The sequence below is a fragment of the Caulobacter sp. P1_B12_2 genome (assembly GCF_056406675.1).
The window spans coordinates 1-2,490 of record NZ_JBFTZS010000572.1 but is presented as its reverse complement, the minus strand read 5'-3'; the positions used below and the strand labels follow the sequence as shown (position 1 = coordinate 2,490).

The 2,490-nt window shown below is 65.8% G+C and carries 3 protein-coding genes; all 3 read left to right on the top strand.

The window, feature by feature from the left end; translation table 11 throughout:
• The first annotated feature begins 109 nt into the window (after window positions 1-109).
• Window positions 110-322, top strand: a complete 213-nt coding sequence (locus AC1DZ6_RS23440) for a DUF4160 domain-containing protein (RefSeq protein ID WP_477099512.1) — start codon at window positions 110-112, stop codon at window positions 320-322.
• Window positions 315-722, top strand: a complete 408-nt coding sequence (locus AC1DZ6_RS23435) for a DUF2442 domain-containing protein (RefSeq protein WP_477099511.1) — start codon at window positions 315-317, stop codon at window positions 720-722. Before AC1DZ6_RS23440 ends, AC1DZ6_RS23435 begins: the two co-directional genes overlap by 8 nt.
• Before the next feature lie 159 nt (window positions 723-881).
• The coding region (gene topA / locus AC1DZ6_RS23430; RefSeq protein WP_477099510.1) for a type I DNA topoisomerase at window positions 882-2,490 on the top strand (1,609 nt) is incomplete at its 3' end.

Sequence of the window (2,490 nt, the reverse complement as noted above, 5' to 3'; positions counted from 1 at the left end):
GGCCCTGGCCGAGCGGGCGGAGCTGCTGCCGGGCGGGATGGTCGCAGGGGTTTAAAACCCATCCGGATAGGTTATCTTGATAAGGGTCACCGTTCACCGCGCGTCCGGAATGCGCGTCGTCATCTATGTGGACGATCATACGCCGGCGCATGTCCACGTGATCGGTGACGGCGAGACAAAAATCGAACTCTCAGGGCCTGGTAACGCTCCGAGGCTCGTTTGGAACAGGGGCACGAAACGTGCGGAAGGTCGTCGAGCGCTGGCCATCGTGAGAGAGCAGCGTGACGAACTCCTCGCAAGATGGAACGAGATCCATGGCTGAGCTGACCGACGCGGAAATCGATGCGGCCACCGCGCTCGGCGAGAAACTTGCCCTGACCGAGCCTAGGGCCGCCTCCGCACGCTACGATCAAACGACAGGTCGAATTGTGGTGGAGCTCACCAGCGGGTCGGCATTCGCGTTTCCGGCGCGGCTGGGCCAAGGGCTCGAGGCGGCGACCGATGAAGAATTGGCCCAAGTCGTGATTCAAGGTGCCGGCTACGGGCTGCACTGGGAAAATCTGGACGTCGATCTGTCGATCCCTGGCCTTGCCGCCGGCATCTTCGGCACGAAGACGCACATGGCCCGGATCGCTGGACAAAGAACTTCCGCCGCCAAGGCCGCCGCCGCGCGCGCCAACGGCGCCAAAGGCGGGCGCCCACGCAAGGCCGGGACCGCCTGACCTGCCGCAAATATTCCTCTCTCTTAAGAGAGAGCCGCGATCCAAATGCGGTGTTCGCCACAGCCGCCGTTGACAGACCCCCGGCCACACCCCCACTTTCCGGCGCTTCTTCCAGGGTTCGCCTTGGGAGCACCTCATTCCCCCAGGTCCAGAGTCCTAATGATCGTCGTCGTCGTCGAGAGCCCGGCCAAGGCCAAGACCATCAATAAGTACCTCGGCCCCGGCTTCACGGTGCTCGCCTCGTACGGCCACATCCGCGACCTGCCGTCGAAGGACGGTTCGGTCGAGCCGGACAACGACTTCAACATGCATTGGGAAGTCGACGCCAAGGCCTCCAAGCGGATCGGCGACATCGWCGACGCCATGAAGGGCGCCGACGGCGTCATCCTGGCCACCGACCCCGACCGCGAAGGGGAGGCCATCAGCTGGCACGTGCTGGAGGTGCTGCAGAAGAAGAAGGCGGTAAAGGACAAGACCGTCCAGCGCGTCACCTTCAACGCCATCACCAAGGCCTCGGTGCTTGAGGCGATGGCCCATCCGCGCGACATCGACATGGAGCTGGTCGAGGCCTACCTGGCCCGCCGCGCCCTGGACTATCTGGTCGGCTTCACCCTGTCGCCGGTGCTGTGGCGCAAGCTGCCCGGCAGCCGCTCGGCCGGCCGGGTGCAGTCGGTCTGCCTGCGGCTGATCGTCGACCGCGAGCTTGAGATCGAGCGCTTCAAGACCCAGGAATACTGGACCGTCGAAGCCGACGTGACGGCCGGCGCCGAACCGTTCCTGGCCCGCCTGGTCAAGCACGAGAACAAAAAGCTCACCAAGTTCGACCTGGGCAACGAGACTTCGGCCCTGGCCGCCCGGGCCGCGGTGCAGAAGGCGGTCTTCAAGGTCGCCGCCGTCGAGAAGAAGCCTGGCAAGCGTTCGCCCGCCCCGCCCTTCACCACCTCGACCCTGCAGCAGGAAGCCTCGCGCAAGCTGGGCTTCTCGGCTCAGCGCACCATGCAGGCCGCTCAGAAGCTGTACGAAGGCATCGACATCGGCGGCGAGACCGTCGGTCTGATCACCTACATGCGGACCGACGGCGTGTCGGTCGAACCCGAGGGCATAGCCGAGGCGCGCAGCGTGATCGGCAATGTCTACGGCGCGTCCTACGTTCCCGAGACCCCGCGCTACTACAAGGCCAAGGCCAAGAACGCCCAGGAGGCCCACGAAGCCATCCGCCCGACCAGCCTGGGCCGCAACCCCGGCTCGCTGCGCCTGGAGCCGGACCTAGGCCGTCTGTACGAGCTGATCTGGAAGCGGATGATCGCCTCGCAGATGGAGAGCGCCCGCATCGAGCGCACCTCGGTCGACCTGGAGAGCGCGGACGGCCAGACCGGCATGCGCGCCACGGGTCAGGTCATCCTGTTCCCCGGCTACCTGGCCGTCTACGAGGAAGGCCGCGACGACGAGAGCGACGAGGACAGCGCCCGCCTGCCGTTGATCGAGGAAGGCGCGACCGCCAAGGTCCTGGACGCCCGCGCCGACCAGCACTTCACCGAGCCGCCCCCGCGCTATTCGGAAGCCAGCCTGGTCAAGAAGATGGAAGAGCTGGGCATCGGCCGCCCCTCGACCTACGCCTCGGTCCTGACCGTGCTGCGCGACCGCGACTACGTGAAGATGGAGAAGCAGCGCTTCGTCCCCGAGGACAAGGGCCGCCTGGTCACCGCGTTCCTCGAGCAATTCTTCCGCCGCTACGTGGAGTACGACTTCACCGCCGCGCTGGAAGAAC